22 protein-coding genes are annotated in these 25,242 nt (G+C 67.1%); 15 read left to right on the top strand and 7 right to left on the bottom strand.

The window, feature by feature from the left end; translation table 11 throughout:
* The first annotated feature begins 333 nt into the window (after nucleotides 1-333).
* Together OU416_RS08750 and OU416_RS08745 are read left to right on the top strand one after the other, a co-directional pair.
* On the top strand, nucleotides 334-846 hold the full coding sequence (locus tag OU416_RS08750) for an ImmA/IrrE family metallo-endopeptidase (RefSeq protein WP_270926349.1): 513 nt from the start codon (nucleotides 334-336) through the stop codon (nucleotides 844-846).
* Complete coding sequence (locus OU416_RS08745) at nucleotides 846-1,982, top strand: MAB_1171c family putative transporter (protein ID WP_270926348.1); 1,137 nt, start codon at nucleotides 846-848, stop codon at nucleotides 1,980-1,982. Before OU416_RS08750 ends, OU416_RS08745 begins: the two co-directional genes overlap by 1 nt.
* A gap of 53 nt (nucleotides 1,983-2,035) precedes the next feature.
* On the opposite strand, the gene OU416_RS08740 is transcribed toward OU416_RS08745, so the two are convergent.
* On the bottom strand, nucleotides 2,036-2,482 hold the full coding sequence (locus OU416_RS08740) for a hypothetical protein (protein WP_270926347.1): 447 nt from the start codon (nucleotides 2,480-2,482) through the stop codon (nucleotides 2,036-2,038).
* 675 nt (nucleotides 2,483-3,157) lie between these two features.
* Here OU416_RS08740 and OU416_RS08735 point away from each other — a divergent pair.
* From OU416_RS08735 to OU416_RS08725, 3 genes are all read left to right on the top strand, one after another.
* Nucleotides 3,158-4,012 (top strand): helix-turn-helix transcriptional regulator, encoded by an 855-nt coding sequence (locus tag OU416_RS08735; RefSeq protein WP_270926346.1) that lies wholly within the window; start codon nucleotides 3,158-3,160, stop codon nucleotides 4,010-4,012.
* An 83-nt stretch (nucleotides 4,013-4,095) separates the two neighbouring features.
* Complete coding sequence (locus OU416_RS08730) at nucleotides 4,096-4,620, top strand: MaoC family dehydratase (RefSeq protein WP_270926345.1); 525 nt, start codon at nucleotides 4,096-4,098, stop codon at nucleotides 4,618-4,620.
* The gene (locus OU416_RS08725; protein ID WP_270926344.1) at nucleotides 4,617-5,825 is read left to right on the top strand and encodes a metal-dependent hydrolase family protein; all 1,209 of its coding nucleotides are present in this window, start codon (nucleotides 4,617-4,619) and stop codon (nucleotides 5,823-5,825) included. The genes OU416_RS08730 and OU416_RS08725 overlap by 4 nt, the downstream gene beginning before the upstream one ends.
* A 27-nt stretch (nucleotides 5,826-5,852) precedes the next feature.
* Here the strand turns inward: OU416_RS08725 and OU416_RS08720 are convergent, their stop codons facing one another.
* The 4 genes from OU416_RS08720 to OU416_RS08705 all read right to left on the bottom strand — a co-directional run bounded on the left by OU416_RS08720 (nucleotide 5,853) and on the right by OU416_RS08705 (nucleotide 11,039).
* Nucleotides 5,853-7,484, bottom strand: a complete 1,632-nt coding sequence (locus OU416_RS08720) for an ABC transporter substrate-binding protein (RefSeq protein WP_270926343.1) — start codon at nucleotides 7,482-7,484, stop codon at nucleotides 5,853-5,855.
* Nucleotides 7,485-7,502: 18 nt separating this feature from the next.
* The gene (locus OU416_RS08715; protein ID WP_270926342.1) at nucleotides 7,503-9,149 is read right to left on the bottom strand and encodes a dipeptide ABC transporter ATP-binding protein; all 1,647 of its coding nucleotides are present in this window, start codon (nucleotides 9,147-9,149) and stop codon (nucleotides 7,503-7,505) included.
* The gene (locus tag OU416_RS08710; RefSeq protein ID WP_270926710.1) at nucleotides 9,146-9,964 is read right to left on the bottom strand and encodes an ABC transporter permease; all 819 of its coding nucleotides are present in this window, start codon (nucleotides 9,962-9,964) and stop codon (nucleotides 9,146-9,148) included. Before OU416_RS08710 ends, OU416_RS08715 begins: the two co-directional genes overlap by 4 nt.
* A gap of 97 nt (nucleotides 9,965-10,061) precedes the next feature.
* Complete coding sequence (locus OU416_RS08705; protein WP_270926341.1) at nucleotides 10,062-11,039, bottom strand: ABC transporter permease; 978 nt, start codon at nucleotides 11,037-11,039, stop codon at nucleotides 10,062-10,064.
* A gap of 477 nt (nucleotides 11,040-11,516) precedes the next feature.
* On the opposite strand from OU416_RS08705, the gene OU416_RS08700 reads away from it, so the two are divergent.
* From OU416_RS08700 to OU416_RS08665, 8 genes are all read left to right on the top strand, one after another.
* A complete protein-coding gene (locus tag OU416_RS08700; protein ID WP_270926340.1) occupies nucleotides 11,517-12,800 on the top strand; it encodes an aspartate kinase in 1,284 nt (427 codons plus the stop codon).
* A gap of 202 nt (nucleotides 12,801-13,002) precedes the next feature.
* Nucleotides 13,003-13,800, top strand: a complete 798-nt coding sequence (locus tag OU416_RS08695; RefSeq protein WP_270926339.1) for a 2-amino-3,7-dideoxy-D-threo-hept-6-ulosonate synthase — start codon at nucleotides 13,003-13,005, stop codon at nucleotides 13,798-13,800.
* A gap of 55 nt (nucleotides 13,801-13,855) precedes the next feature.
* The gene (locus OU416_RS08690) at nucleotides 13,856-14,962 is read left to right on the top strand and encodes a 3-dehydroquinate synthase II (RefSeq protein ID WP_270926338.1); all 1,107 of its coding nucleotides are present in this window, start codon (nucleotides 13,856-13,858) and stop codon (nucleotides 14,960-14,962) included.
* A gap of 45 nt (nucleotides 14,963-15,007) precedes the next feature.
* Nucleotides 15,008-15,550, top strand: a complete 543-nt coding sequence (locus tag OU416_RS08685) for a flavin reductase family protein (protein WP_270926337.1) — start codon at nucleotides 15,008-15,010, stop codon at nucleotides 15,548-15,550.
* Between the two features lie 17 nt (nucleotides 15,551-15,567).
* The gene (locus OU416_RS08680; RefSeq protein WP_270926336.1) at nucleotides 15,568-16,770 is read left to right on the top strand and encodes an FAD-dependent oxidoreductase; all 1,203 of its coding nucleotides are present in this window, start codon (nucleotides 15,568-15,570) and stop codon (nucleotides 16,768-16,770) included.
* A gap of 321 nt (nucleotides 16,771-17,091) precedes the next feature.
* Nucleotides 17,092-17,862: an arylamine N-acetyltransferase family protein gene (locus tag OU416_RS08675; RefSeq protein WP_270926335.1), complete on the top strand. Its 771-nt coding sequence runs from the start codon at nucleotides 17,092-17,094 to the stop codon at nucleotides 17,860-17,862.
* 119 nt (nucleotides 17,863-17,981) lie between these two features.
* Nucleotides 17,982-19,529, top strand: a complete 1,548-nt coding sequence (locus OU416_RS08670; RefSeq protein WP_270926334.1) for an AMP-binding protein — start codon at nucleotides 17,982-17,984, stop codon at nucleotides 19,527-19,529.
* A gap of 76 nt (nucleotides 19,530-19,605) precedes the next feature.
* Complete coding sequence (locus OU416_RS08665; protein WP_270926333.1) at nucleotides 19,606-20,445, top strand: methyltransferase domain-containing protein; 840 nt, start codon at nucleotides 19,606-19,608, stop codon at nucleotides 20,443-20,445.
* A gap of 103 nt (nucleotides 20,446-20,548) precedes the next feature.
* Here OU416_RS08665 and OU416_RS08660 read toward each other — a convergent pair whose 3' ends face one another.
* Nucleotides 20,549-21,232 (bottom strand): TetR family transcriptional regulator, encoded by a 684-nt coding sequence (locus OU416_RS08660; protein ID WP_270926332.1) that lies wholly within the window; start codon nucleotides 21,230-21,232, stop codon nucleotides 20,549-20,551.
* A gap of 158 nt (nucleotides 21,233-21,390) precedes the next feature.
* Here OU416_RS08660 and OU416_RS08655 point away from each other — a divergent pair, with 158 nt between their 5' ends.
* Nucleotides 21,391-22,617, top strand: a complete 1,227-nt coding sequence (locus tag OU416_RS08655; protein ID WP_270926331.1) for an MFS transporter — start codon at nucleotides 21,391-21,393, stop codon at nucleotides 22,615-22,617.
* A gap of 309 nt (nucleotides 22,618-22,926) precedes the next feature.
* A complete protein-coding gene (locus OU416_RS08650; protein WP_270926330.1) occupies nucleotides 22,927-23,763 on the top strand; it encodes a TIGR03619 family F420-dependent LLM class oxidoreductase in 837 nt (278 codons plus the stop codon).
* Between the two features lie 143 nt (nucleotides 23,764-23,906).
* On the opposite strand, the gene OU416_RS08645 is transcribed toward OU416_RS08650, so the two are convergent.
* Nucleotides 23,907-25,241 carry an MFS transporter gene (locus tag OU416_RS08645; RefSeq protein WP_270926329.1) on the bottom strand — a complete coding sequence of 445 codons (1,335 nt, stop codon included), beginning with the start codon at nucleotides 25,239-25,241 and terminating at the stop codon, nucleotides 23,907-23,909.
* Nucleotide 25,242 lies beyond the last annotated feature (1 nt).

Raw genomic sequence — 25,242 nt, 5'->3', positions numbered from 1 at the left:
CGGCTATCGCGGCATTTCGGACAGCCGGATTCCCAGATGGTGTGAATGGGTGTTGGGAAGCGTTCGCCGTGCCTGGTTGTTGCGAGAGGTGGCAGCATGCGAACCCAGCGATTATGAACAGGAGATTTCTCGTGCGTTGCTTCCGGCTGCGGCCTTTCAGTCGAGTGAGCTGCTCCTTTACGGGTAGCTATTGAGAAGTGTTGGGCAGACCGCGCCGCGCAGGCCTGTGAAGTGATGTGGAGCACAGTTTTCGCGTCCGGTTGTTTCGATCCGCGAGCATCGTCTTGCATGCATGTGCTGGCAGCTTCTGGTGATCGGAGGTGATCCGGCGGGGTGGGCGACAAGGCCAGAACCGTGCGGAAGCGGTGCAAGGATTTGCTTCGGACCCTGGACGTGCAGCCGCCGTTCCGGATTGAGGAGTTTTGTCGCCAATTGGGTGAGCGCCGGGGGAGGCCGATTCGATTGATCGAGTGGCCGATCCCGGTGCCAGGGCCCTTCGGTGTGTGGATGTCCCGTCCTGGCGAGGACTGCATCTTCTACCAGCAGCAGACGTCGTTCGCCCATCAGCGGCACATAATTCTTCATGAGATCGGCCACATCATTTGTGAGCACGATTCAAATTTGTCGCTCGTTGAATCGCCTGACTTTTCGCCGCCCCTTCCGGGGGGTCTGGAGTGGAGGGGGTTGCGCCGAAACTACTACTCGGAGGTTCATGAGTACGAGGCGGAGTCTGTGGCGACGACGATACTGGCCTGGGTCGCGACGGTGGAGCGAATCGTGCCGCGGTCCAGTCCGGTCGATCCGGTGATGTTCCGGGGATTGAACTCCAGGCGAGGATGGTTGTGATGCCGTGGCAGCAGGTTGTTCTCACGGTCGTTCTGCTGGCTGCAGTCGGCTGGAGCCTCAGCGAGATCGCCGGACGCCACGCGGACTCCCGGGGAGTGCTCCGGTGGGTTGCGGTTGCTTTCGCATCGCTTGCCGCGGGCAACGTGCTGAGCGCGGAGCCGATTGTGGAAGCCATGGATGCCCTGGTTTTTCCTGGATTCGGCCGCCTGTTCTTCAATGTGTGGATTACGGGCGGTCTGTTCGCGCTGGTATGTTTCTTCCGAGTGGGGCGCGGGGGGACTGGAAGGCGATATCGGAGTCCGGTTGTTTACGATCTGTTCATGTGGCTGGCGGTGGTGGCGGCACTCATCGTCATCACCGTGCTGATCCCGCCTTCTGATCGCCACCACTCGCTTACCTCGCTGGATTACGCTGGCGAGGTGGTCGGTATGTTCTATATTGTCGGAAACGCGTATTTCGTGTACGCGTACGGTGTCGTGGCAGTGGGTGTGGCTGGATTTCTGCTATTGGGTCCGGTGGTGCACAGAATCGGCCTTGCGATCTTGTCGTCCAGCCTGGGTGTCCTGTGTGCGACGTGTCTGGTCCGCGCCGCGTGGGTGGTTTCGCCGGAAGTCCGCGCGGTGGACCACGGAGTCGTGAACGAATGGAATTTCGCCGTAGCGAATATCGCGACTATCGGGGTCTGCGTGGGGTTGTGCCTTCCGGCTTTCACGCAGGTCGTCGGTGCGGCCCGCCTTCGGCGTGTGCGCGAGCGGCAGCACCGCGACCTGCTGCCGCTGTGGAATCGACTCATCAGGGCCTTCCCCGAGCTCTGCCTCGACCGCGCTGTACCTGCGCCCTTCGCGCGGGAACGCGGGAAGGAGTGGAAGCTGTACCGGCGATACATCGAGTGCCGGGACGGTCTGACGCAGCTGAGCCCATTTCTCGCGGATGTGGCGGGCAGCAACGACCTGGGGGACATGACTGCGGAAGAGATCGCTGCACTCATAGACCCGGCATTGGCGCGGCGTGGTGCGGCTGAAGTTCCCTCGGCGCCTCGCACCGCACGTCGAGTCATGGGGCGGGGCGAGGAGTTCGAGTTCGACGTGGATGAACTGATTCGAGTCTCTCGTGCCCTCACCCCGGTTGGTGGATGACGCGGCGAGAGCTCCTGCTCGGCTTCCTGGCCGACGGATTTCCGGCGGCCGTCTCATTCATCGGCGGCCGGAGCTGTTTCGGGTGGTGGGTCGAGGATGTCCATCATCTTGAGGATCTGCTCACGTAGCGCTGGCGTCATGGTGCCAGCGCGCAACGCGATTTTCTGGATCTGCCTGTCCGCGAGCAGGTCGCCCACGTTGGTCGCGCGGTTGTTCGAGGAATCGTCGGTCAGGTCGTTGATGCTCACATCGATGCCGAGAGGCGTTAGGAGCCGACGAAAGTGAGCGACGAGAGCTTCGAGAACCGAAAGGGTCGGATTGGTTTGAGTTCCGTTCCGCAAACTCGTGAGATAGCTCCGAGAGATCGTCACGTCATGCCTGGGATCCTCGGAGATGGCGGCTGCGACCTCGGCGGTCGACGGTTCGCGCCGGCGGCCCGACTCGTCGGTGTAAGCCGCATGTGCGAACCAGATGTTGAGCTCTTCAGAGAGCTTCGCCATCGTAGGCCTCTCCCTCCGCCATGGATGACGTAGTTCTTCCCATCGTAACCTTTGGTTTAGCCTGTTTGTCCATGGGTTCTCGGCGGCCACCGGTAGTGGCGCTCGTTCGAGCCGTGCGGCGCGGGGGACCTGTTGTGCCAATCGGATGACAGGCGAACAGGCACCCAGCAGTGTCGGCAGTGGTGCTCCAGGAGTAACTTCGCCGGGCATAGCGCGCGGACCAGGACAAACGCCTGAAGCTGCTTTCATATGCGACTGGTGTCGTATATGCTGACACCTTGGCGGCTGGGGAGCGGGGACTCCGCGAACGGGTCGATGAATCAGGGACAGTGTTGTCCGCTGTCGGTCAGCGTCACCTATGTCCTGAGTAGTAATGGTGACCTGCTCGGTGCTGGGGGAGCTTGCGTTCTGCTGGTGGCGAACCCTGCGAATTGTGGGGCTGTGCGTTCTGCCTGCCGCAAGACGTTAACACCTGATCGGAGGAATGCTGTCATGAGGAGCTCGGGTGCGGACTGCGGGGAACTTGAGGGTGAAGCGATAGGGAATAACGTCCTGGCGGACCGAACCGGAAAACGTCGCTCGGCTAGTGGCGGTAAGGGGGTGCACTCCGGATACCGCGCTTCCCTGGATGAGCTCTTCGCCGAACGGGCTGCTCATGCACCCCATAGCGTCGCCGTGGCCGACGAGGACTCGGGAGCTTTTCTGTCCTACGCGGAAGTCCACCGAATATCCGACGGCGTCGCCGATGCCCTCCGCGCCCAGCAGGGGAAGGTGGGTGAGTGGGTTTCCCTCGCGAACGAATCCATCATGGGCAAGTTGGTGGGCCTGCTCGGCATGCTCAAGGCGGGTATCAGCATTCCCGCGCGATACGTCACCTTCATCTTGTGGATCGGTGAACTGGTGGCGAGCGGACAGCCCAAGACGTTGCTGCTGAACAAGGGAGCCGTGCTGGAGACGTCGGAATGCACGCCGGCGTGCTCGGACTCGATGCAGCACGGGCGAGGGGGAGACCGGCGCTCGCCTCGCTCGTACGCACCCCGGGCCGTCCAGCGCCTGCACGTCATCGACTCGGACGGTTGCTCCGAGCACATCGAACTTGCCACCTCGGCTGCGGCCGTCGACCCGCGGTTGGCGGTTCCCGTCCTTGAGGCATCCTCTCGGAGCCGGATGCCAGCAATCCCCGGGCCCTCTTCACCGGCTCTGGCGCGGAGTTCTTGTCACCTCCCCGTTTCGGTGCCTGCCTCGGGCAACGCCGGTGCTCGTCCGGAAGGCCGGGCGAACGAGTCGCTCCACGCTCCCGTGTTGGCGAGGGTGTGCGACCTGACCCGGGCTGAGATGGCCGTGGCCCGACTGGTCGCAGAGGGATTGACCAACAAGGAGATAGCAGACCTCCTGGTGCTGTCGGTGCACACCGTCGGGACGCATGTCCGCAGCAGCTTCACCAAGCTCAACGTGACTAATCGGGTGGCGCTGACCCGGGAGATCCTGCTCTACGACTGTGCCCAGCGGTCTGCGAGCGGTCTTGGGTGACACCTGATCGCCGGAACGCCAAGCACGAACCAGTGCGGACTCCACTACCGAACAGACCCGACTGAGCGCTGCTAGGAGTCACCATGCAATTCGGCCGCAGCTTCGAGGATTTCACCGTCGGTGACATCTACAAGCACTGGCCCGGAAGGACCGTCACCGAGTGCGACGACCGTCTCTTCTGCCTGCTGACGATGAATCACCACCCCATGCACGTGGACGCCCATTACGCGGCGCAGAACGTCGACTTCGAGAAGAACGTCGTCGTCGGCAACTACATCTACTCGCTGCTGCTGGGAATGTCCGTCGCGGACGTCTCCGGCAAGGCGATCGCCAATCTTGAGGTGGAGTCGCTGAAGCACGTCGCGCCCACCTTCCACGGGGACACGATCTACGGTGAGACGACCGTTCTGAACAAGACCCCGTCGAGGTCCAAACCCGACCGCGGCGTCGTGCATGTCGAGACCCGGGGCTACAAGCAGGACGGCACCATGGTCTGCGTCTTCCGGCGCAAGGTGATGGTGCCGACGGCCGAGCGCGGAAACGGCGGTGCCCACGAGGGAAACCGGAACCTGGCCGATTCAAGACTCAGGGAGAATCCGACGCCGTGACAACGGAAGTCCTGATAGCCGACCTGTTGTTGCCCGGGGCCGCCGGTGAAGCGGTGCATGATGGTGCGGTTCACGTCGCCGAGGGCGTGATCGCGGCAGTCGGCCCGGTTCGCGATGTCCTGGCCGACGTCGGTCCCACCGTGCTCCGGCGCCGCGTTCGCGGCACCCTCTTACCGGGCCTGATCGACTCGCACGTGCACCTGTCCTTCGACGCTGGCAGCGACCCGGTCGGGTCGCTGCTCGACCAGGACGATGAGGTGTTGTTCGCGCACATGGCCGCGCGGGCCCGGGCGCTGCTCGACAGCGGCGTCACCACGGTCCGCGATCTCGGTGACCGCTCGGGACTCGCGATACGACTCCGCGAATCCGCCGGGCTGCTGCCGCGCATCCTGAGCGCTACCGCACCGATCACGGTTCCCGGCGGGCACTGCTGGTTCTTCGGCGGCGAAGTGGCCGGTGTCGAGCAGATGCGCGCCCGGGTGCGGCGGAACGTTCGCGACGGTGCGGATCTGATCAAGATCATGGTCACCGGCGGTTACCTGACACCGGGCGGCCCGTCGATGTCCGAGCTGCAGTTCAGCCAGGAGGAGATCGGCGCCGCCGTGGCCGAAGCCCACTCGGCGGGAAAACCTGTTGCGGCGCACGCGCACAGCGTCACGGGGATTCGCGCAGCACTCGCTGCTGGCGTCGACACGATCGAGCACTGCTCCTTCGTTTCCGACGACGGTACCGAACGAAAGTCCGTCTTCCGGGCGGACCTGGCTCGAGAGCTGGTGGAACGGGGCACCTTCGTCTGCCCTACCTTCAGCAGCGCGTTCACCCACATCGCCGACTCGCAGGACCGGGCGGTGATCCAGCCCTGGCTGGATCTGGTCCGACAGCAGCACGAGGCCGGGGTGCGGCTCATCGCCGGTACCGATGCCGGAGTGCCGTTCGCCGGTTTCGGCGACTACGTCGAGGGACTCCGGTGGTTCTCCCGGGCCGGTCTGCCGAACGAGGTCGTCCTGGAAATGGCCACCACCACCGCTGCGGCGGCGTTGGGCCTCGCCGAACGCACCGGACGCATCGCGCCCGGCTTCGCCGCAGATCTGCTCGTCGTGGACGGTGACCCGCGGCTCGACCTCGATGCGCTCGCCCGACCCGAGCTCGTGCTCGTCCAGGGCGAACCGCACGTCCCGCGCCGATCCCGGGCGACGGCCTTGTGAACCTGTGGTTGATCGGGCCACCACGAGCTAATGGGGTCCGGAAACCCAGGCATCGTTGAGCTGCTGCAGCCGCGAATCGGCGCCGAACTCGATGCCGTGCACCTCGCCGGACTGCCCGATGATCGACGTCAGTTCGACGACCGGGATCGCATAGCCCCGGTCGACGATCAGCCGCTCCGCTGCGTTGATGAACTGCGCACGCACCTGCGGGTCCGCGGTGGCCTGCTGGCCGCGCAGCGCGGCCTCCAGCTCCGGATCGTCGATCCGGTAGGAATTGTTGCCTGCCGCGGCGTAGGTCATGCGCAGGACATCTCCGTCGGCTCGGCTGAAGTTGCCCCACGCCAAGTCGAAGGCCCCGGTCTTGAGCGTCTCCAACCACTCGGGCACGGTCCCGTTCTTGAACTCCATCCGGATGCCGATGCGCTTGAGCTGCTGCTGGAGCAACTCCAGGATCGACTGGTTCGGCCCGAAGTTCGAGACCGAAACGGTGTTGAGGACCAGCGGTCGGCCGTCCTTCACCCGGATGCCATCGGCGCCTCTCCGCCAGCCCGCCTCGTCCAGCAGCCGGTTCGCCTCGTCGGGGTCGTAGCCGATCGAAGCGCTCTGGTCGAGCCAGCCCGGAGTCGTCTTCGCCAGCACGCTCGTGGCGACGGCGAAATCCGGGGTGAGCAAGGTGTCGCGCACCTCCGCCGCGTCGATCCCGCTGCGCAGCGCTCGCCGCACGTTGCTGTCCGCGAGGACCGGGGCGGCCTGGTTCAGCGAGAACCCGTACACCAGACCGGGATTCGGCCGCACGACGAAGCTGTATCCGCTGTCCCGCAGCAGACCTACGTATTGCGGAGGAAGGTCACTGGCCGCCGCGATCTGCCCGGACTGCAGCGCCCCGGTGCGCGCACCGGCCTCTGGGATGATCTTGAACGTCACGGTGTCGACGTAGGCCTCGCCCCGGTTCCTGCGGGTCTCCGGAGCCCAGTCGTACCCGGCCCGCTTCCGCAGCACCACCTCGGAGTTCGGCGTGTAGTGGTCCAGGACGAATGGTCCGCTTCCGACCAGCTTGCCCGATGCCCGCTCCTCGAACGGGACGGCGAGCGTGCTCGGTGCCAGCAGCCCGAGCGCGGAGCTGGAGGTGGCCTGCAGGAAAGCACCGTTGGAGGCGTTGAACTCGACTTGCGCGGTCAGCGGGTCGACGACGACCGTTCGCGCATACCCGGTCAGGAAGGGCAGCGCACCGCTGGCCTTCGCTCCCGCCGCGACGATGGAATCGAAGTTGTCCTTGACGGATTGCGCGGTGACCGGACTTCCATCGGAGAACGTCACACCTTCACGCAAGGTGAACGTGAAGACCTTGGCGTCGGGAGAAACCTCCCACTTCGTCGCGAGCCAGGGGACAAGCCCACCGGTGGCGGGATCCTGCTCGGTGAGCGAGTCGACCAGCTGGCGGGTCACGTACAACGCACCGTTGCCCGACGCGCCGCCTTGCGGGTTGAGGCTGACCGGATCGACGCCCAGGCCGAAGACGAGGTTCCCGCCGGGCTTCGGTGGCCCCTCAGCGCGGGGACCGGCGGCCTCCGCGCCGCAACCGGCGATCGCGACCACCGCGACGGCCAGGCTCAGTGCGAGCAGGCCGAGCCGCCGTCGGCGAAAATGCCATGAACTCATCGGAAAGTGCTCCTCGGGTCAGGTCCGGAAGCGCTGACCTGGAATCGCGGCCAGCAGTTCTTTCGTGTAGGGGTGCTCAGGATTGCGGAAGATGTCGGTGCTGGAGGCCTGCTCCACCAGCCGACCGGCCCGCATCACGCCGACCTGGTGGGCGATCTGCTGCACCACGGCGAGATCGTGCGAGATGAACAGGTAGCTCACGCCGAACTCAGCCTGCAGGTCGATCAGCAGGTCGAGGATCTGCGCCTGGATCGAGACGTCGAGCGCGGAAACCGGTTCGTCGCACACCACCAGTTCGGGATTCACCACCAGTGCTCGTGCGATGGCCACCCGCTGCCGTTGACCGCCGGAGAGCTCGGCGGGCCTGCGGTGGAGCACCGACGAGGGCAGGGCTACCGCCTCGACCGCGTCGCGCACCCGGCGTCGCCGCTCCGCCCTCGTCCCCAGTCCGAGAGCGCGCAGCGGATCGGTGACCACCCGCTCGATCGAGAAACGCGGGTTCAGCGATGCGTACGGGTTCTGCTGGACGATCTGGAACCGCTGGCGGAGCCGTCGGAGCTCATCGCCGCGAACCTCGGTGATGTCCTCCCCAGCCAACCGGATCCGCCCGGCGTCGGGCTCGATCGCCCGAAGCACGAGCCGGGCGGTGGTGGACTTGCCCGAGCCGGACTCGCCGACCAGTGCATAAGTCTGCCCGCGGGGGATGGTGAAGCCCACGTCGTCGACTGCGCGCACCTTCCGCGGACGGCCGGATTCCGCGCGCGGAAGGGGGAATTCCTTGGCCAGTCCGGTCACCGACAGCAACGGCTCGGCGGCCTCGGCAGGTTGCTTCCCGGCTGCGGATCGACGAGGCGCAGTGCCGATGCTGGGCGCCGCAGCGAGCAACGCCCTGGTGTAATCCTGCTGGGGGGAGCGCAGAATCTGCTCCGGCGGTCCCTGTTCGACGACCTGTCCACCGGACATCACCACGATCCGGTCTGCCCGGTCGGCCGCGACCCCCAGATCGTGCGTGATGAGCAGGACACCGGTACCGCGCTGGCGGGTCAGCAGCTCGATGTGGTCGAGAATCCGGTGCTGCATAGTGACATCGAGGGCACTGGTCGGTTCGTCGGCGATGATCAGGTCCGGTTCGGCGGCGACAGCGATGGCGATCAGCACGCGCTGCCGCATGCCGCCTGAGAGCTCGTGCGGGTAGCGGCGCGCGATCGCTGCGGGATCGGGCAGCCCGGCCGCCCGCAGCGCGTCGACGGCTCCTACCGCCGCGGTCTTGCGGTCGGCGAGGTCGTGCACGATCAGCACCTCGGCGACCTGCTCTCCGATCCGCTTCACCGGGTTCAACGACACCGTCGGATCCTGTGGAATCAGCCCGATCCGCCGACCCCGGATGGCGCGCAGCTGCTTCCCCCGGAGTTTCCGCAGGTCGTGCCCATCGAAGTCGATCTCACCGGTGGTCACCTGGGCGTTCGCGGTGAGCAGCCCGACCACCGCGTGCGCCGTCGTGGTCTTGCCCGAGCCCGACTCGCCGACGATCGCCACCGTCTCGCCCGCCGCCACCGACAGGTTCACCGCGCGAACGGCCGCGACGGCGCCGTCGGTGCCGCGGTACCGCACCGAGAGACCCCGGATGTCCAGCAGCGGTCGGTGCGCCTCCGCAGTTCCGCTCACCGGAGGTACCTCCATCCATCGTCCAGAGCATGGGAAATCCGGTTGGCGGCCAGCACGGTGGCGGCGATGGTCAGGCCCGGCGTGGTCGTCATCCACCAGGCCAGGCCGAGGTAGTCACGCCCGTCCGCCATCAAGGAGCCCCACTCGGGAGCAGGTGCCGGGGCGCCGTAGCCCAGGAAGCTCAGCGTCGACACGGCGAGAATCGCGGTGCCGAACTCCAGTGCTGCCAGCACGAGAACCGGCCCCCACGAGTTCGGCAGGACGTGCCGGAACAGCACCGCGGACCGGCGAGAACCTCCGGTCCGGGCCGCCTCGACGTACGGGCTGTTGCGCACCTTCAGCACTTCGGCCCGCATGACCCGGGCGCAGCTGGCAACGCTGCCCATTCCGACCGCGATCGCCACGTTCATCGTTCCGAACCCGAGAGCGACCACCACGGCCATGGACAGCAGCAGGCTCGGGATCGCCAGCAGGACGTCCACCACGCGCATGATCACGTCATCGACCCAGCCGCGGAAGAACCCGCCGAGCAGACCGAGCGCCGAACCGACGACCAGTCCGACCGCCACGGCGAGCACTGCCGCCTGAAGCGTCAACGCCGCACCGTGCACGGTGCGGGCGAACAGATCCCGTCCCAGCTCGTCGGTGCCGAAGAGGTGCGCGGCTGAGGGCGGCCGCAGCCGCTGGCCGGGCACGGCTGCCAGCGGATCTGTCGAGGTGAGAACGTTCGGTGCGAAAGCGGCGAGGAGCACGACCGCGATCCAGCCGACGGCCAGCACCAGATCCGGCCGCCGCAGTGCTTCTCGCACCACCAGGACCGCGCCACCGGCCCGGCGCGGCGCCCGCACCGCGGCCTGCGGCTCCTTCCGGGTGTTGGGCTGCGGCGGTGCCGCAATGCTGCCTCGTTCCGGCTCAACCACGGTTGTTCTCCTCCGCTGCGGCGACGCGGTTCCGGCCGCGCCGCAACACGATTCGCGGATCCACCAGGGGATAGATCAGGTCGATCACGAGGTTCGTGATCACGAACACCGCCGCGCTGAACACCACGAGCCCGGCAACCACGGGGACGTCCCGGTTCGTCACTGCCGTGGACATCAACCGGCCTATGCCGGTCCGCGAGAAGACGGTCTCGGTGACCACCGACCCGGCCAGCAGATTTCCGACGACGATGCTGCCCATCGTCAGTGCTGGCAGCAGGCTGTTGCGCAGCGCGTGCCGGAAGTGAATGCGCAGCGGGCTCGAACCCTTCGCACGCGCGGTATCGATGTAGGGCTCGCGCAGCGTCACGTTGAGACTCCTGGCCAGCACTTGTGCGATCAGCGCCCCGGTCGGCACGCCGAGCGTGATCGCGGGTAGCACCACGCTGGCGAATCCCTCGTTGCCCACCGCGGGGAACAGCTTCAACCGGAACGAGAACAGCTGGAGCAGCAGCATGCCCAGCCAGAACGACGGCACCGCCACTCCGATCGGCGGCAGCGCGAGCAGCAACTGCCGCACCGGGTGCCACTGGAAGTAGGTCGCTGCCAGCGCGATTCCCCCGCCGAGGACGATGGCGAACAACAACCCCACCCCGGCGATCTGAACGGTCGCGGGCAACGCGTCGGCGATCATCGCGGCGACCGGCTGCCCGCTGCTGATGGAAACACCGAGATCACCGGTGAACAGCTGCCCGAGCCGGGTGGCGTACTGGACGATCAGCGGTCTGTCGAACCCGTACTCGTGCCGCAGCTGGGCCAACTGCTCCGGCGTGATCCCGCTGCCCGCGTCCGGGCCGACCACGATCGAAACAGCATCACCGGGTAACGCGTAGAGGATGAGGAACGAAACTGTGAAAGTCGCCCACAGCACGACAATCGCCTGCAGCAACCGATGCGCGAAATAGCGCAACATCACCGTCAACTTTCCGGAACAAGGTCAGAAACCAGTGGCAGAAGCGGCCGAACGGAGCAACTTCGCCGCCAGCTCCGGCGAACTCGCGACGCGATGCGCTATCCGACGCGCACCAGCATCGCGGTCGTCAGTTCGGACAACCGGACGACCGCTGTGCAATCAGTTCATGCGGCAGTACACAGTGCACTCGCCTGTCGACGCAGGTCGATGTGTGAACGAGAGACGAGCAACTCGCTGGATTTCACACGGAGTACGATCACACCTCCACCGGAAACTGTCAACGAACGGGGTAACCCGCCCGCCAGGTGGGACGGGTGCTCCCTTCCCGAAGCACCACGAAGACCCAGCACCACCGCGGCCGGGCGGCTCGGTCGCTCGCTGTCGGACGTCGTTCTTGCCGAGTCCTCCCCGATATCGCTCATTTATGTGATCCGCGAGGATGTCGCCGCCTCTAGTGTTTGAGTGCGAGGTCGACGAGTGCCTTATGCGATCGAACATCTCGGACGGAGCGGAATGGATATCGCCATTCGGAAGTATGGAGGAAGCTCGCTGGCCACCGACCAGCAAGTCGCCTCCGCTGCGGAACAGGTGGCACAGGCGCACAACCGAGGAACTTCGCTCGTCGTCGTTGTGTCCGCACGGGGGAAGAGGACGGACGGACTGGTGCGGTCCGCGGCGGGTTTGAGCCGTTTCCCCGACTCCCTCGAAATGGACAAGCTGCTTGCGACCGGCGAAGCGGAGTCGGCTGCGTTGTTCGCGATCGCCCTGCGGAACCTGGGCGTTCCCGCGGAATCCCTCTCCGGTGCACGGGCCGGGTTGCGCGCGGTCGGCCGCCACGGTTCGGGATTCGTGTCGGAAGTGGATCCGGAGCCGCTGCGCAGGCGGCTTGCCGCGGGTCGAGTCGCGGTGGTTTCGGGATTCCAAGCACTGAGCCCCGAAGGGGAGACCATCACGCTGGGCAGAGGTGGCTCGGACATCTCGGCAGTCGCGCTGGCCGCTGGACACAGAGCGCGGACCTGCGAGATCTGCACGGACGTCGACGGCGTGCATCGCGCGGACCCACGAGTGGTCGTCGGAGCACCGCTCCTCACCCGGATCGACGCCGAAACCATGTCCGAGATGGCCTTCTCGGGAGCTGGGGTCATGCATGCGAGGGCCGTGGAACTCGCAGCCGCACATGCCATCGACGTCGTGGTGCGCAACTCGGCCGATCGGACCAGGCAGACCACCATCGTGGGAAGAGGTGCAGACGTGTCAGGAACCGGAGGGATCGAAGGGCGGGCTGGCGTGGTCGCCGTGACGCACGACCGAGCCGTCACCCAGGTCGTCGTCAAGGGAGGTTCCGGCGTCGCGGCGCTCAACACCGTGGCGAGCATGGAGATCCCGGTCGACTCCGTTACGTGGGGGGTGGGCCCCTCCGACGAACTGAGAATGGCCTTTTGCATGCCCGACGCGGCACTCGAGGAAGTCCTCGCCGAATTGACCGGTGCGGTGCGCGGTGCGAACGGTTCTGTCGAGACGAGGCGCTCGCTCGGGAAGGTGTCGCTCGTCGGCGTCGGATTGCTGAGCAGACCAGGCACGATGATCGGCGCGCTGACCGCTCTGCGAGACCGCGAGATCGACGCCCAGTGCGTCTCCGCGACGCAGGCCAGGACTACTTTTCTGGTGCCGCGAGCTCGCGTGGACGAAGCCGTGGTGGCGCTTTATGAGGAGTTTCTGCTCGATCTCGACGAGAGGGGCCTGGAACTGATGAGCACCTGACTGCGCGCCGGGATCGTGGACGCAGAACTCCTCGCAGAAATGGGCGCAGAACGCCTTGAGCCCGACCTTGCACGCTGGGTCTCCCGAAACCGCGTACCTGCGGTTCGGATCCCACCAGCGGGAATGAGTGAGATCGCGAAAGAGAACTGAAACGCAGGAAGGACGCGAAGAGATGCGCAACCACCGCACTACTGCCGCTCTCATGCGGTTGCGCCGACTCCACCGCTACGGCGACGACAGACTGTTCATCGTTCCGCTGGACCACTCGGTGGCCGACGGCCCGATTCTCCCCGGGGATCAACTCGACCCGCTCATCGGGACGCTCGCCGGGAACGGCGTCGATGCGGTCGTGCTGCACAAAGGGCGGGTGGCGTTCGTGGATCCTCGCCGCTTCGCCAACATCGGACTCATCGTCCACCTGAGCGCCAGCACGATGCACGCGCGGGATCCCGACGCGAAGTACCTGGTCTCGAGCGTGGAGAACGCCGTGCGGATGGCTGCTGACGCGGTGAGCATCCACGTGAACCTGGGTTCGGACGAAGAGGGCACCCAGATCGCCGACCTGGGTGCGGTCGCCGACGCCTGCGCCACCTGGAGCATCCCGCTCCTGGCCATGATGTACCCGCGCGGCCCGCGCATCACCGATCCGCGCGATCCCGCCCTGCTGGCGCACGCCGCCTCCCTAGCCACGGACCTCGGTGCGGACATCGTCAAACTCCCCTGGGCGCACAGCACCGAGGAGATGCGGGACGTGGTTCGGCAGAGCGCCATCCCGGTGATCACCGCTGGGGGCCCCGCCGAGCAGGATCCGGCTGGAGTGCTGGCCCACGTATCGCGAATGCTGGACGGCGGGACCGCGGGCGTGGCAATGGGCCGGAACATCTTCCAGGCCGCTGATCCGGGAAAGATCGCCCGTCGGGTGGCCGAAGTGGTCCACTCGCCGCTCAGCATCGACGCGGAGTTCAGCGCCGCTGGGTCGGCGCTCCTGACATCGAGTTGAGCGCCACCATCTCGTCTCCGAATAAATCCGGAACTACCACGATTGGAATTTCCGCATGAAGCTGAGCTGGCTCGACATCCGGTCCCTCGACAACGACCTGCGGAACGCCATCATCGAAGAAGCGGTGCACCAGCGCGTCGATGCGATCGTCTCCGACGATCTGTCCTCCTTGGAACCGCTGCCGCCGACCGTGCGGAAGGTGTACTTTCCCGCTGACGCCGAGTTGCCGGAGACGTTCGGTCCCGCCGATGTCGTGATCGTCGACCCGCGGGTTCACCCCGGCGTGGCCGAGCTGTCGGTGCGCCATCCCGAAGTGGAATTCGGGCGCTACGTCGAGATCGTCGACTCGTCCACGTTGGACGACGCCTGCGATGCGGCGCGCACGGAGCAGTTCAGCCTGCTCAACTTCCGCGACCCGACGAAGATTCCGCTGGAGATCGTGATCGCCGCGGCTGCGCGGTCGGGCGGCAGCATCATCACCACCGCTGGCGACATCGAAGAAGCAGAGATCATCGTGGGCGTGCTCGAGCACGGTTCGGACGGCGTGATGCTGGCACCGAGAACGGTCGGTGACGCCACCGCGCTGAAGTCGGTCGTGACGGTGGAGTCCGCGCCGCTGAACCTCGTCGAGCTCGAGGTCACCGCGACCAGCCACGTCGGCATGGGCGAGCGCGCCTGCGTGGACACCACCAGCCACTTCGGCACCGACGAGGGCATTCTCGTCGGATCGCACTCCAAGGGCATGATCCTCTGCGTCAGCGAAACCCACCCGCTGCCCTACATGCCCACCCGCCCGTTCCGGGTCAACGCGGGCGCGATCCACTCCTACACCCTCAGCGCGGACGAGCGGACGAACTACCTGTCCGAGCTCAAGACCGGATCGAGGGTGCTGGCCGCCGACGTCAAGGGCAACACCCGGTTGATCACCGTTGGCCGCGTCAAGATCGAAACCCGCCCGCTGATCTCGATTGACGCCGTCGCCCCCGATGGCACCGCGGTCAACCTGATCCTGCAGGACGACTGGCACGTGCGCGTTCTCGGACCCGGCGGCACGGTGCTGAATTCCACCGAGCTGAAGCCGGGCGACAAGGTCCTGGGATACCTCCCGCGCGAAGACCGCCACGTTGGTTACCCGATCAATGAGTTCTGCCTCGAGAAGTAACTTCCGCGGTGCCGCGCGTTGGATTGGAACGGGGGTGAGTTGCTGGTGACCGGCAGCGAGAGCGAACTCCGGACGGTCGCGGCCGAGGATCTCCGCGCCTGCATGCGCTTGTTCCCCACCGGTGTCGCACTGCTCACGGCGGGCGAGGGCGACAGCGCGATGGGCATGACCATCAACTCGGTGGTCAGCGTGTCGTTGTCGCCACCGACCTTGCTGGTCTCGGTGCACCAGTACGCCCGGATCGCCGGACGCCTCGTGCCGGGGGCGGAGTTCTCGGTGAGCTTCCTCAGCGCCGACCAGGCCGGTCTCACTCGGCAGTTCGCGTCGGCGGACCGCCCTGCTGGCGAGGCGGCGGTGGTGGCGATGGGCGGTGCGAGAGGGGCCAATGGCGTCCCGTTCCCCGTCGGGGCGGTGGGCGTCCTCGAATGCCTGGTGGACAGGACGGTGCCGGTCGGCGATCACAACCTGGTAATCGGCCTGGTGGTGCGCGCGGAGCTGGGCCTGGCGGACTGCTCACCGCAGGTCTTCCACTGCGGGGAACTGACCACAGTGCACAGTGCGGATCGCCCGATCGACGCAAGTACGTAGGAGTGGGGAGAAGTGCGGTGAATGAGAGCGACGGTTACGCGGACTGCGGCATAGTCGGTGGCGGTCCAGCCGGGCTGCTGCTTGCGCTGCTGCTCGCCAGGCACGGGTGGCGAGTGTCGGTGGTGGACAAGAACGAGCTTCGCGATACGCGGATGGGGAAGATCTCCCCGTTCTTGTCCCCGCCGAGCCTGGAGCTGTTCGACGAACTCGGTTTCATGGATGAACTGGCCCGAGTCGGGCAGCCGGTGCGAGAGGTGGTCGAACACACCGCGACCGGTGAGCAGCGCATCTTGGACTACGCCTCGGACATCTGGCGTCGGCATCCCTACATCATGAGCGTTCCGCTGCCGACCTTGACCGGCGTGCTGCACGACGCGCTGGAGCGGGAGCCGACCGCTGCGGTCCTGCCGGGCACATCGGTGCGTCGCCTGACCGATGCTCCGGACGGTGGCCACCGCCTCGACCTGGCCGATGCGCGCCAGGAGCGGACGATGACCTGCCGGTACCTGATCTGCAGCGACGGGAAGTTCTCGCCTATGCGCACGGCGGCTGGTATCGAGGTCGACGTGTTCGACTTCGACCGGCCTGCGGTGTTCATCATCCTGCCGCAGCCGCCCGGTTGGCCCGAACGCGTCGATGTGCACCACGCCGCGGACAGCTCGTGGCTGGGCGTGATGCCGGTCGCCAACGGGCAGCTGGCGGTGCAGTGGGTCGGCGACCCGGCGGACTTCGACGAAGTCCGGTCGGCGGGAGTGGCCGAGCTGCGTGCGCGGGTATCGGCCTTCCGCCCCGATCTGGAGCAGTGGCTCGGCGGCTTGACCGACTGGGACCAGCTGATGGTGGCCCACCACCACGTGGTGCAGCCGCACGTGTGGTCGCGTGGCAGTCTGGGACTGCTGGGCGACAGCGCGCACGGGGTGCACGCGATCGGTGCGCAGGGGTTGAACATGGCGGTCCAGGACGCATTGGTGCTGGCGGATCGGTTGATCAGGGCAGCGGGCGGCGAGATAGCTGCGCCGTTGGCGTCCTACGAAGCGCTGCGGCGGCCGTTCGTCAAGGAGTTGCAGCTTTACCAGATGGGGCTGCCGCACGCCACGACGCAGGGAGATCAGAACCGGGCGGGCGACAGCATGTACGCCGGGATCGCTCAGCTCATGGCGAATGGACAGCCGGAAGTCCGTCCCTGCTACGAGCGCGTCGTCACCGCCGGTCGCGATTAGGGGACTGGCGGTCGCAGTGAGTGTTTTCCATCCTCGTTTTGCGTGGCGGTGCGGGTAGCGGAACCTCAGCGTCCGTCTGGCTCCGGGATCCCGTTCTGGTCCAATACACGGCGAACGGGCTGTCCTCACCAGGCGAACGCTGAGAACCCGCGGCGGTGCCAGCTGCGAGGGTGGGTTATGCGCCTGCGGCGCATGCGACAGCTCCCAGACTGCGGCGTTGCTCGCCGCGCCTGCGGCTTCGATCAGGATGAAGAAGCTCAGTGGAACTTGGCCATGCGGATTCTGCCCGGCCTTGTGCGCCGACGTGAGGAGGACGTTGCGATGGATGGTCAGATGGTCCAGGAGTATCTGGGCCGTCTCGGCGTGTCAGAACGTGGCCCCGATGTGGAATTCCTCCGGGAGCTGCAGGAACACCACTTGATGGCGGTCCCGTTCGAGAACATCGACTTCCACCTGGGGGAGCCCATCCGGTTGGGCGAGCACGCTCTGGACAAGGTCGTCCGCCGCAACCGGGGCGGCACCTGTCGTGAGCTCAACGGGTCGGCATTTCCCGAGCTGCTGCGAGAACTGGGCTACCGGGTCGCGCTGCTGGGCAGTCGGGTCTTCCGCGATGACGGCCCGAGCTTCCCGCTCGCGCACACGGTGATCCGGGTGGACACCCCGCGGCCGTGGCTGGTCGACGTCGGCTTCGGGCGGGATGGCGCCCGGTATCCACTGAGGATGGACGCCCGTGGCCCGCAGCACGACCCGAACGGCACTTTCGAGTTCGTCCCGGGTCCTGACGGCGACCTCGATCTGCTGCGGGACGGGACTCCCGTACTGCGAATCGAGCACCAGCCTCGCACCATCGACGACTTCCGGCACGTGCTGTGGTGGTACGAGAACTGTCCCAGCTCTCCTTTCCGGAAGAGCCTGTTCTGCACGCGCGAGTCGGAGAACGGGCGGATCACGCTGCGGGGAAACCTTCTGACGCGAACCGGCAAAGAGCACCGCGAGAAAGTCTTGCTGATCGGCGACTCTGAAATAAGGAAGGCGTACCAGGAGCACTTCGGGATCACCTTGGATCGCCTTCCGCCGATCCCCTGTGAGTGATCGCGTCACTACCGGGATTCCTCGGGTGAACTCCGCCCGCTGCAAGGCGGGTGAGGGCACCGCATCCGGAGCTCGAGCAGGCTCATCAACGCACCAGCAGGCGGAGGAGTTAGGACACGATGACACGCGACGACCAACCCGCTCTGGATGCTCAACGAGCAGTCCGCGGTTCCCTCGGTGATCCGGCCGAAGGGAGGGCCGTCACCGCCGGTATCGGGGGCACCCCGTTGGGCGCCGAACTGGATCGCCTGGCCGCGGAATCCCCCGATGCGCCAGCGGTGACCTGCGAGGGTGTCACGCTCAGCCGCGCCGACCTGGCCCGGGCGAGCAACCGCTACGCCCGAGCGTTGGCCCAGTTCGGGGTGTCGGCAGGGGACTTGGTCACCATCGGACTGCCGAACGGGATCGAGTTCTACGTCGCCACGGTGGCCGCTTGGAAGCTCGGCGCGACCCCGCAGCCGGTGTCTGCGCGTTTGCCCGCGGCCGAACTGGCGGCGGTGATCGAGGTCGCGGACCCGGCGGTGGTGGTGGGGCTGCCGAGCCCGGACGGCAGGCCGAGCCTGCCGCCCGGGTTCGAACCGGGTCCCGCGCTGTCGGACGATCCGCTGCCGCCCGTTGTCCCACCGTGCTGGAAGGCACCGACCTCCGGCGGCAGCACCGGGCGACCCAAGATCATCATGGCCGCGGATGCCGGGACGTCCGAGGCCGTGCTGGCGCGAGCCAGCTCGCTGCGCATTGATCCCGGGTGCACCTTTCTGGTGACCGCCCCGCTGTACCACAACGCGCCGTTCACCTTCTCCCTGGTCGCGCTGGCCAGTGCCGGGCACGTGGTGGTGATGCCGCGCTTCGACGCGGCCGACGTGCTGGGGCACATCGAGCGGTACCGGGCCACGTGGGTCTACCTGGTGCCCGCGCTGATGGGGCGGATCCTGCGGCTGCCCGCGGACATCCGCGCCGCTGCCGACCTGTCCAGCGTTCGGACCCTGTTCCACGTGGGCGCCCCCTGTCCGGAACACGTCAAACGCGGATGGCTGGAGTGGGTGCGACCGCGCGTGCTGCTGGAGCACTACACCGGGACCGAGGCGATCGCGGTGACCGCCATCGACGGGGAGGACTGGCTGCAGCACCCCGGATCCGTTGGCCGCCTGGTGTCCGGCGAGATCCTGATCACCGATGAGGACTTCCGCTCGCTGCCACCGGGGGAGGTGGGTGAGGTGTGGATGCGCCCGCCGCCCGGTAAGCGGACGTACCAGTACGTGGGTGCCACCCCGCGGGCGCGGGACGGCTGGGAGTCGCTCGGTGACATGGGGTGGTTCGACGCCGACGGCTACTTGTACCTGGCCGACCGGCGCAGCGACATGATCTTGGTCGGTGGTGCCAACGTGTACCCGGCGGAAGTCGAGGCCGCCCTCGAGGCGCATCCGGCGGTGGGATCGGCAGCCGTGATCGGACTGCCGGACGACGACCTGGGCAATCGGGTCCACGCGATCGTGCACACCGACGAACCTGTCGAGGAGCACATCCTCGGCGCGTTCGTTCGAGAGCGACTGGCACCGTACAAAGTTCCGCGCACCTTCGAACGCTCCGACATCCCGCTGCGCGATGACGCGGGCAAGGTCCGTCGTTCCGCGCTGCGAGCCGCCCGGGTGGTCCCGCCGACTCCGTGATGGCTCTCACCCAGCGGGAGATGAACCAGAACGCGAACTGCGGCATCAGCCGCGAAGTCCCCCGTTCCGCAGACCGATGAGGACGATCACGCCACGGATCGGCCGAAGTGGTGGGCAGAACCCCACTGCACATGGAGGAAGAACAGTGTGGAATTCCGAAAAGTACCTGCAGCACTCGGATGCGCAGAGCAGGGCATTCGAGGATCTCTCCGCGCGGATCGATGCCCGGAGCCCACGTCGGGTGGTCGACCTGGGATGCGGCCCCGGTGACCTCACCGCGGCGCTCTCGCGACGATGGCCGCAAGCCGTCGTCTCCGGAGTCGACAGTTCGCCCGACATGGTGGCGAAGGCGCGTGAGCACGGTGTCCAAGCCGAGCTCGGCGACATCCGGGATTGGAGCCCGACCGCGGATACCGACGTCCTGCTGTGCCACACCGCTATCCACTGGGTTCCCGAGCACCCCGAGCTCATCTCCTCCTGGTTGAGCGATCTCCCCGGCGGTTCCTGGTTCGGCATGTGCTCACCGGACGACGCCGGTGATGGGATCCACTCGCTGGTGGAAGAAGTGGCGGATCGCCCGCATTGGCGTGAGCTGATCTCCGACTGCGTGTTGCGGCTGGGTGAGGTCATGCGCCCGCCGGACGTGTACTACGACCTGCTGGCGGAGCGGGGTTTTCGGCCTGAGGTGTGGCAATCGCGGCACTGGCGGTGCCTGTACGGCGAGGACGCGCTGTTGAACGATCTGGAGGCGGCGCCGCTGCGTCCGATCAAGGCCAGGCTCGACGGCGAGCAGTGGGAGGCGTTCCGCGCTGAGTTCGCGCCGTTGTTGCGGAAGGAGTATCCGCTGCGCGCGGACGGGACGACACGTCTCTCAACCCGGATGCTGTTCGTTGTCGGCCACCGCGCCCAACGATGACGAGAACGACCCGGCCACGTGCCCCTCGCCTCGTCGCACCCCCGGGCTTGGGCGTTGGGCGGCGACTGCCTGGCGGATGTGGCGGTGCTGCGGGCCGGGCCGCTCAGCGCGGGTGCGCGGGCAGTTCGAGGCTTTCCGGCACGGCTGCGCAGGCGTTTCGCAGCCCGTCGGCGAGCGCCTCGGGGCCCGGCTCCGAGGGGTCGGCGACCCAGCACTCCAGCGCCCGGTGGAAGGCTGCCGTCAGCAGGTCGACGGCCAGCCGCGGACGCAGGCCGTGCGAATCCTGCTGCGCGCGCATGTCGAACCTGCGCTGCATGACGGCGACGATGTCGGCGTTGGTCCGATCGCAGAAGGCCAGGCCGTGCGCCTCCATCGACGGTGTCCGCGCCGTCAACCTCCGGCTGAGCCGCAGGCGCTCGGCCCAGCCGTCCGGGCCCATCCGGCCGATTGCTGCGAGCAGCACGCTCTCCAGCAGTTCGAAGACCGGGCCGCCGGTGGGCTCCGCGGTCTCCAGCTCTTCCATGAAGGTGGCCCACAGGTCGCGGACGGGCGCCAGCGCCACGTCTTCCTTGCTGCTGAAGGTGCGGAAGAACGTGCGCTTCGAGACGTCCACGGCATCGCACAGCACATCCAGCGTGACGCCGTCGAAACCGTGTTCCGTGAACATCTCCAGCGCCGTGTCGACGAGCGCCTGACGCGTGCGCAGCTTCTTGCGCTCCCGCAGGGGCAGTTGATCACCGGGGGCGCGATCGCGGGTCACGGCAGCTCCGCCCTTGGACTCCTTCATGGCAGGAGTGTAGCCCGCCAAACTTGCCCCTTGAGGGCGTATGCCACTCAGTGGCACTATTGTCGCCGGAGTGCAGCGCGGTCGCTGCACCGAGAAGCACGACTTCGCAACCTCGACTCGGGTTGCGATTCCGGCACTGAGGTAAGCGAGGCGTACCCGTGGTCTCTGAGCGCAGTTCGGGCTGGCTCATCGGTCTGCTGCTGACGACGTTCGTCATCGGCACCGATGACTTCATCATCGCCGGGATTCTTCCGGCGATCTCCGCCGATCTGGAGGTGAGCGAGGGCGCCGCGGGCCAGCTGGTGACGGTGTTCTCGATCACCTACGCGATCGCCTGTCCGATCCTCGCGGTGGCCACCAGGCGGGTGCCGCGCAAGGCGTTGATCGTGGGCGGGCTCGCGGTGTTCGCGGTGGTCAACTTCGGCACGGCGCTGGTGCCCTCCTTCGGGATGCTGATGGCCCTGCGGGTGGTGGCGGCGCTGGTGGCGGCCACGCTCTCCCCGGCGGCCTTCGCGGTCGCCGGTCGGCTGGCCTCGCCGGAGCGCACCGGCAGGGCGATCGGCACCGTGGCCGCGGGCCTGACCGTGTCGCTGGTGGTCGGCGTGCCCTTCGGCTCGTGGTTGAGCGGCGTGGCGGGGTGGGAAGCCACCTTCATCGCGGTGGGGGCGTTCACGTGCCTGGCGATCGCGATCACGGCGCTGACGCTGCCCCGAATCCCGCAAACCCCGGTCGTCGGCGTGGCCGAGCGGCTGCGTTTGCTGCGTCGGCCCCCGGTGCTGCTGTGCGTGCTCGGCACGATGCTCGCGGCGACCGGCGGGTTGATGCCCTACATCTACATGGCCCCCATCACCCACGACCTCACCGGCGTCGGCGGCCAGTACGTCGGCATCTTCATCGCGATCGTCGGCGTCTCGGGCGCGGTGGGCACCGTGCTGGGCGGACGGTTGACCGACCGTTGGGGCGTGGACCGCACCCTGCTCGCGGCGTTCGGCGGCGTGGTCGCGGCCGCTTTGGTGCTGCTCGTGGTCGGTGGCCTCGGGCAGGGAGCGGCACCGGCGTGGCTGGTCGGCGTCGTGCTGGTGCTGTGGGGAGTGCCCGGATGGGCCAACAACCCCCCGATGAACGCCCGCGCCATGCACATGGGCGGTGAGGCCGCCACCGAGGCGGTGGCGCTGAACACCAGCGGGCTCTACGTGGGCATCTCGCTGGCCGGTGCCATCGGCGGCGGCGCGGTCAACACCTCCGGCGGTATCGGTGTCCTGGTGTTCGCTTGCATCGCTGGCCTGATCACCATTGCGGTCATGGCCCTGTCCGTGCGGCGCTACCCGTCCCCCCAGCACGTTTCCGAAGACGACGCCGCCCCGGTGAGCGCCGCCGCGTCCTGACTCCGGCGCACTCGGAGCGAACCGGTTCCCATTCCGTTGATCGCTGGTAGCTCGCGCTGGAGCAGTGCAAGGCGGTTCCCGAAAAGGCGACGGCTTGGTTCGCGTGAAGTTCGATCTCATCGCGGACCAGGCCGCGGGGAGCAGCTGATGGAGGAGGCGGAGCTGGTCGGTCCCCGCGGCTGATCCGGCGAACAAGCCCGGACCTGATCGGCCGGAAGTCCACCCGGTCGCACCGAAGATAACCAACTCGCAAGACATGTCCACGATCGAGCAAGCTCGAATGCCGAGTTTCGGAGGTGCCGCAGCCCGATGCGCGTAGCGACCATGATCTTCCTGACCGACGAGAGCATCTGGCCGGACCGGCTGGCGCATGAGTTGGAGGAGCGCGGCTTCGCCGGGCTCTACCTGCCCGAGCACTCCCACATCCCGGCGAGCGAGGAGATCCGGACCCCTGCGGGGGAGCCGCTGCCTCGCGAGTTCGGACGCACGCTCGACGCATTCGTGGCGCTCGGTCAGGCGGCCGTCGTCACCGAGCGACTGGCGCTCGGCACCGGTATCACCCTCGTCGCGCAGCACGACCCCATCGACCTCGCCAAGCAGATCGCCACTCTCGACTTCCTCTCCAGCGGCCGCTTCACCCTGGGCGTCGGTTTCGGCTGGCTCGCCGAGGAGGCCGCTGACCACGGGGTGGAGTGGTCGACGCGGCGCGAGCTGGTGCGCGACCGGATGGCGCTGATGCGGGCACTGTGGGCAGGCGAACCCACTGCGTACGAGGGCGAGTTCGGGTCGGTGCGGGCCAGTCACGCCCACCCGAAGCCGGTGCGGGCAGCCCCGCGGACGCTGCTCGGCGGGGCGGCGGGACCCAAGCTCTTCTCCCACATTGCTCAGTACGCGGACGGCTGGCTGCCGAACGACGGGCGCGATGACCTGACCAAGGCGCTCCCCGCGCTGCGGAAGGCGTGGGAGCAGGAGGGACGGGAGGAGGAGCCCGAGGTGGTTCCTTACGCAATACAGCCCTCGGCGGGGAAGCTCGCGCACTACCGGGACTTGGGGGTGGAAGAGGTCGTGCTGCAACTGCCGTCCGCGGGCGAGGCCGAGGTGCTGCGTGCCTTGGACGACTACGCGCAGTACCTCAGCTTGACGTGATCAGCGGGACGTACCCGTTCAAATCTTGTTGTCTCGACGAAGGAAAGCCCGCTGATCGGCACGACAGATCAGCGGGCTGTTCCGCGTCTGCTGGTCGACCGGAGAACCCGGTCGACCCGGGTCGTGAGGAGGCTGAGCAGAGGTCAGGTGGTGAGTGCCTCGTTCGGCGTGCGAGTGGATTCGGGGTCGTGCCGGCGCAGGCCGACCAGGACGAGCGCGCAGAGAGCGACCACTACGGCGGCGCCGACGTAGAGTTGCGTCGCGGAAGCTCCTGCGTCCTTGAGCATGCCGGCGATGGTCGGGGACAGGATGGCGCCGATGCGTCCCATCCCGAGTGCCCAGCCCATGCCGACGCTGCGGATGTTGGTCGGGTAGAGAGGCGGGCCGACGGTGTAGGCACCGGCGATGCAGCCGTTGATCAGAGCACCGACGATGACGCCGATGCCGAACCCGAGCCACAGCGTCGAGGCACTGACGATGAAGACGACCATCATCGCGGCCGAGAGCAGGGCGAATCCGATCAGCACCACCCGCGGCGCGCGCACTCGGGCGGCAACGCCGTAGAGGACCGAGCCGACCGTGCCGCCGATCGAGATCGCCATCCCGGCAGTGACCGCCGCGCTTTCGGAGAGGCCTTCCTCGACCAGGAGCGTGGGAGTCCAGCTGTTGACGAAGTAGAAGCCGAACATGATCGTGATGAAGACGAGCCAGAGCAGGATCGTCGGCGTCAGGAGCTGCTTGAGCCATCTGGATCCGGCCCGTTCAGCGGCAATCCGGGTGGCGGCCGCCTCGTCGAGGTCGGCGTCCGTGACAGTCTCCACCCGCATCCGGGCCAGTGTCCGGTTGATCCGCTCCAGCGCGCCGCTCGGTCGGCGCTGCTCGAGGAAGGCGACCGACTCGGGCAGGACGACGGCGATCACGACCAGGGCGAGCAGGGTCCCGGCACCGCCGGCGTAGAAGACCATTCGCCAGTCGCCGCCCACCGTCGCCTTCGCGACCAGGCTTGCCGCGGTGGCGCCGATCCCGTACCCGGCGGTGTAGATGCCGATGGCAAGACCGCGATTCCTGGAATTGGAGAACTCGCTGGCGATCACGTTGGTACTGGCCAGGATGCCGCCGACACCGATGCCGGTGATGAGCCGGAAAAGACCCATCACCGTCACCGACGTTGCCGCAGCCGCGCCGAACATGCCGATCGTGCCGAGTGCGAGGCTGACCAGGATCAGCGGGCGTCGACCGATGAGGTCGGCGAAGGGGGCGAGCAGCATCGAGCCGACCGCCATCCCGATCAGGCCGACCGAGACCAGCAGACCGAACTCCGAGCCGCTGAGCGCGAACTCCTCGGTGACCGACGGCCCGGTGAAGGCGACCGCCATGACGTCGAAGCCGTCGAGGCAGTTCATGAAGGTGCAGAGCGCGACGATCAGCCACTGGTAGCCGCTCATCGGTGCCTGCGAGATGCGTGCGGTGACGTTCATG

This window comes from Saccharopolyspora indica (assembly GCF_027853965.1).
Classification (GTDB): Bacteria; Actinomycetota; Actinomycetes; order Mycobacteriales; family Pseudonocardiaceae; genus Saccharopolyspora; species Saccharopolyspora indica.
Note: the sequence above shows the minus strand (reverse complement) of the source record. Positions and strands in the feature narration are given on the sequence as shown.

Excerpts from the sequence above, each read along its gene's own strand:
- OU416_RS08745 (WP_270926348.1), top strand. The coding sequence starts at position 846 with ATGCCGTGGCAGCAGGTTGTTCTCACGGTCGTTCTGCTGGCTGCAGTC.
- OU416_RS08740 (WP_270926347.1), bottom strand. The coding sequence starts at position 2,482 with ATGGCGAAGCTCTCTGAAGAGCTCAACATCTGGTTCGCACATGCGGCT.
- OU416_RS08730 (WP_270926345.1), top strand. The coding sequence starts at position 4,096 with ATGCAATTCGGCCGCAGCTTCGAGGATTTCACCGTCGGTGACATCTAC.
- OU416_RS08720 (WP_270926343.1), bottom strand. The coding sequence starts at position 7,484 with ATGAGTTCATGGCATTTTCGCCGACGGCGGCTCGGCCTGCTCGCACTG.
- OU416_RS08705 (WP_270926341.1), bottom strand. The coding sequence starts at position 11,039 with ATGTTGCGCTATTTCGCGCATCGGTTGCTGCAGGCGATTGTCGTGCTG.
- OU416_RS08695 (WP_270926339.1), top strand. The coding sequence starts at position 13,003 with ATGCGGTTGCGCCGACTCCACCGCTACGGCGACGACAGACTGTTCATC.
- OU416_RS08690 (WP_270926338.1), top strand. The coding sequence starts at position 13,856 with ATGAAGCTGAGCTGGCTCGACATCCGGTCCCTCGACAACGACCTGCGG.
- OU416_RS08675 (WP_270926335.1), top strand. The coding sequence starts at position 17,092 with ATGGATGGTCAGATGGTCCAGGAGTATCTGGGCCGTCTCGGCGTGTCA.
- OU416_RS08670 (WP_270926334.1), top strand. The coding sequence starts at position 17,982 with ATGACACGCGACGACCAACCCGCTCTGGATGCTCAACGAGCAGTCCGC.
- OU416_RS08665 (WP_270926333.1), top strand. The coding sequence starts at position 19,606 with ATGAGGACGATCACGCCACGGATCGGCCGAAGTGGTGGGCAGAACCCC.
- OU416_RS08660 (WP_270926332.1), bottom strand. The coding sequence starts at position 21,232 with ATGAAGGAGTCCAAGGGCGGAGCTGCCGTGACCCGCGATCGCGCCCCC.
- OU416_RS08650 (WP_270926330.1), top strand. The coding sequence starts at position 22,927 with ATGCGCGTAGCGACCATGATCTTCCTGACCGACGAGAGCATCTGGCCG.
- OU416_RS08645 (WP_270926329.1), bottom strand. The coding sequence starts at position 25,241 with ATGAACGTCACCGCACGCATCTCGCAGGCACCGATGAGCGGCTACCAG.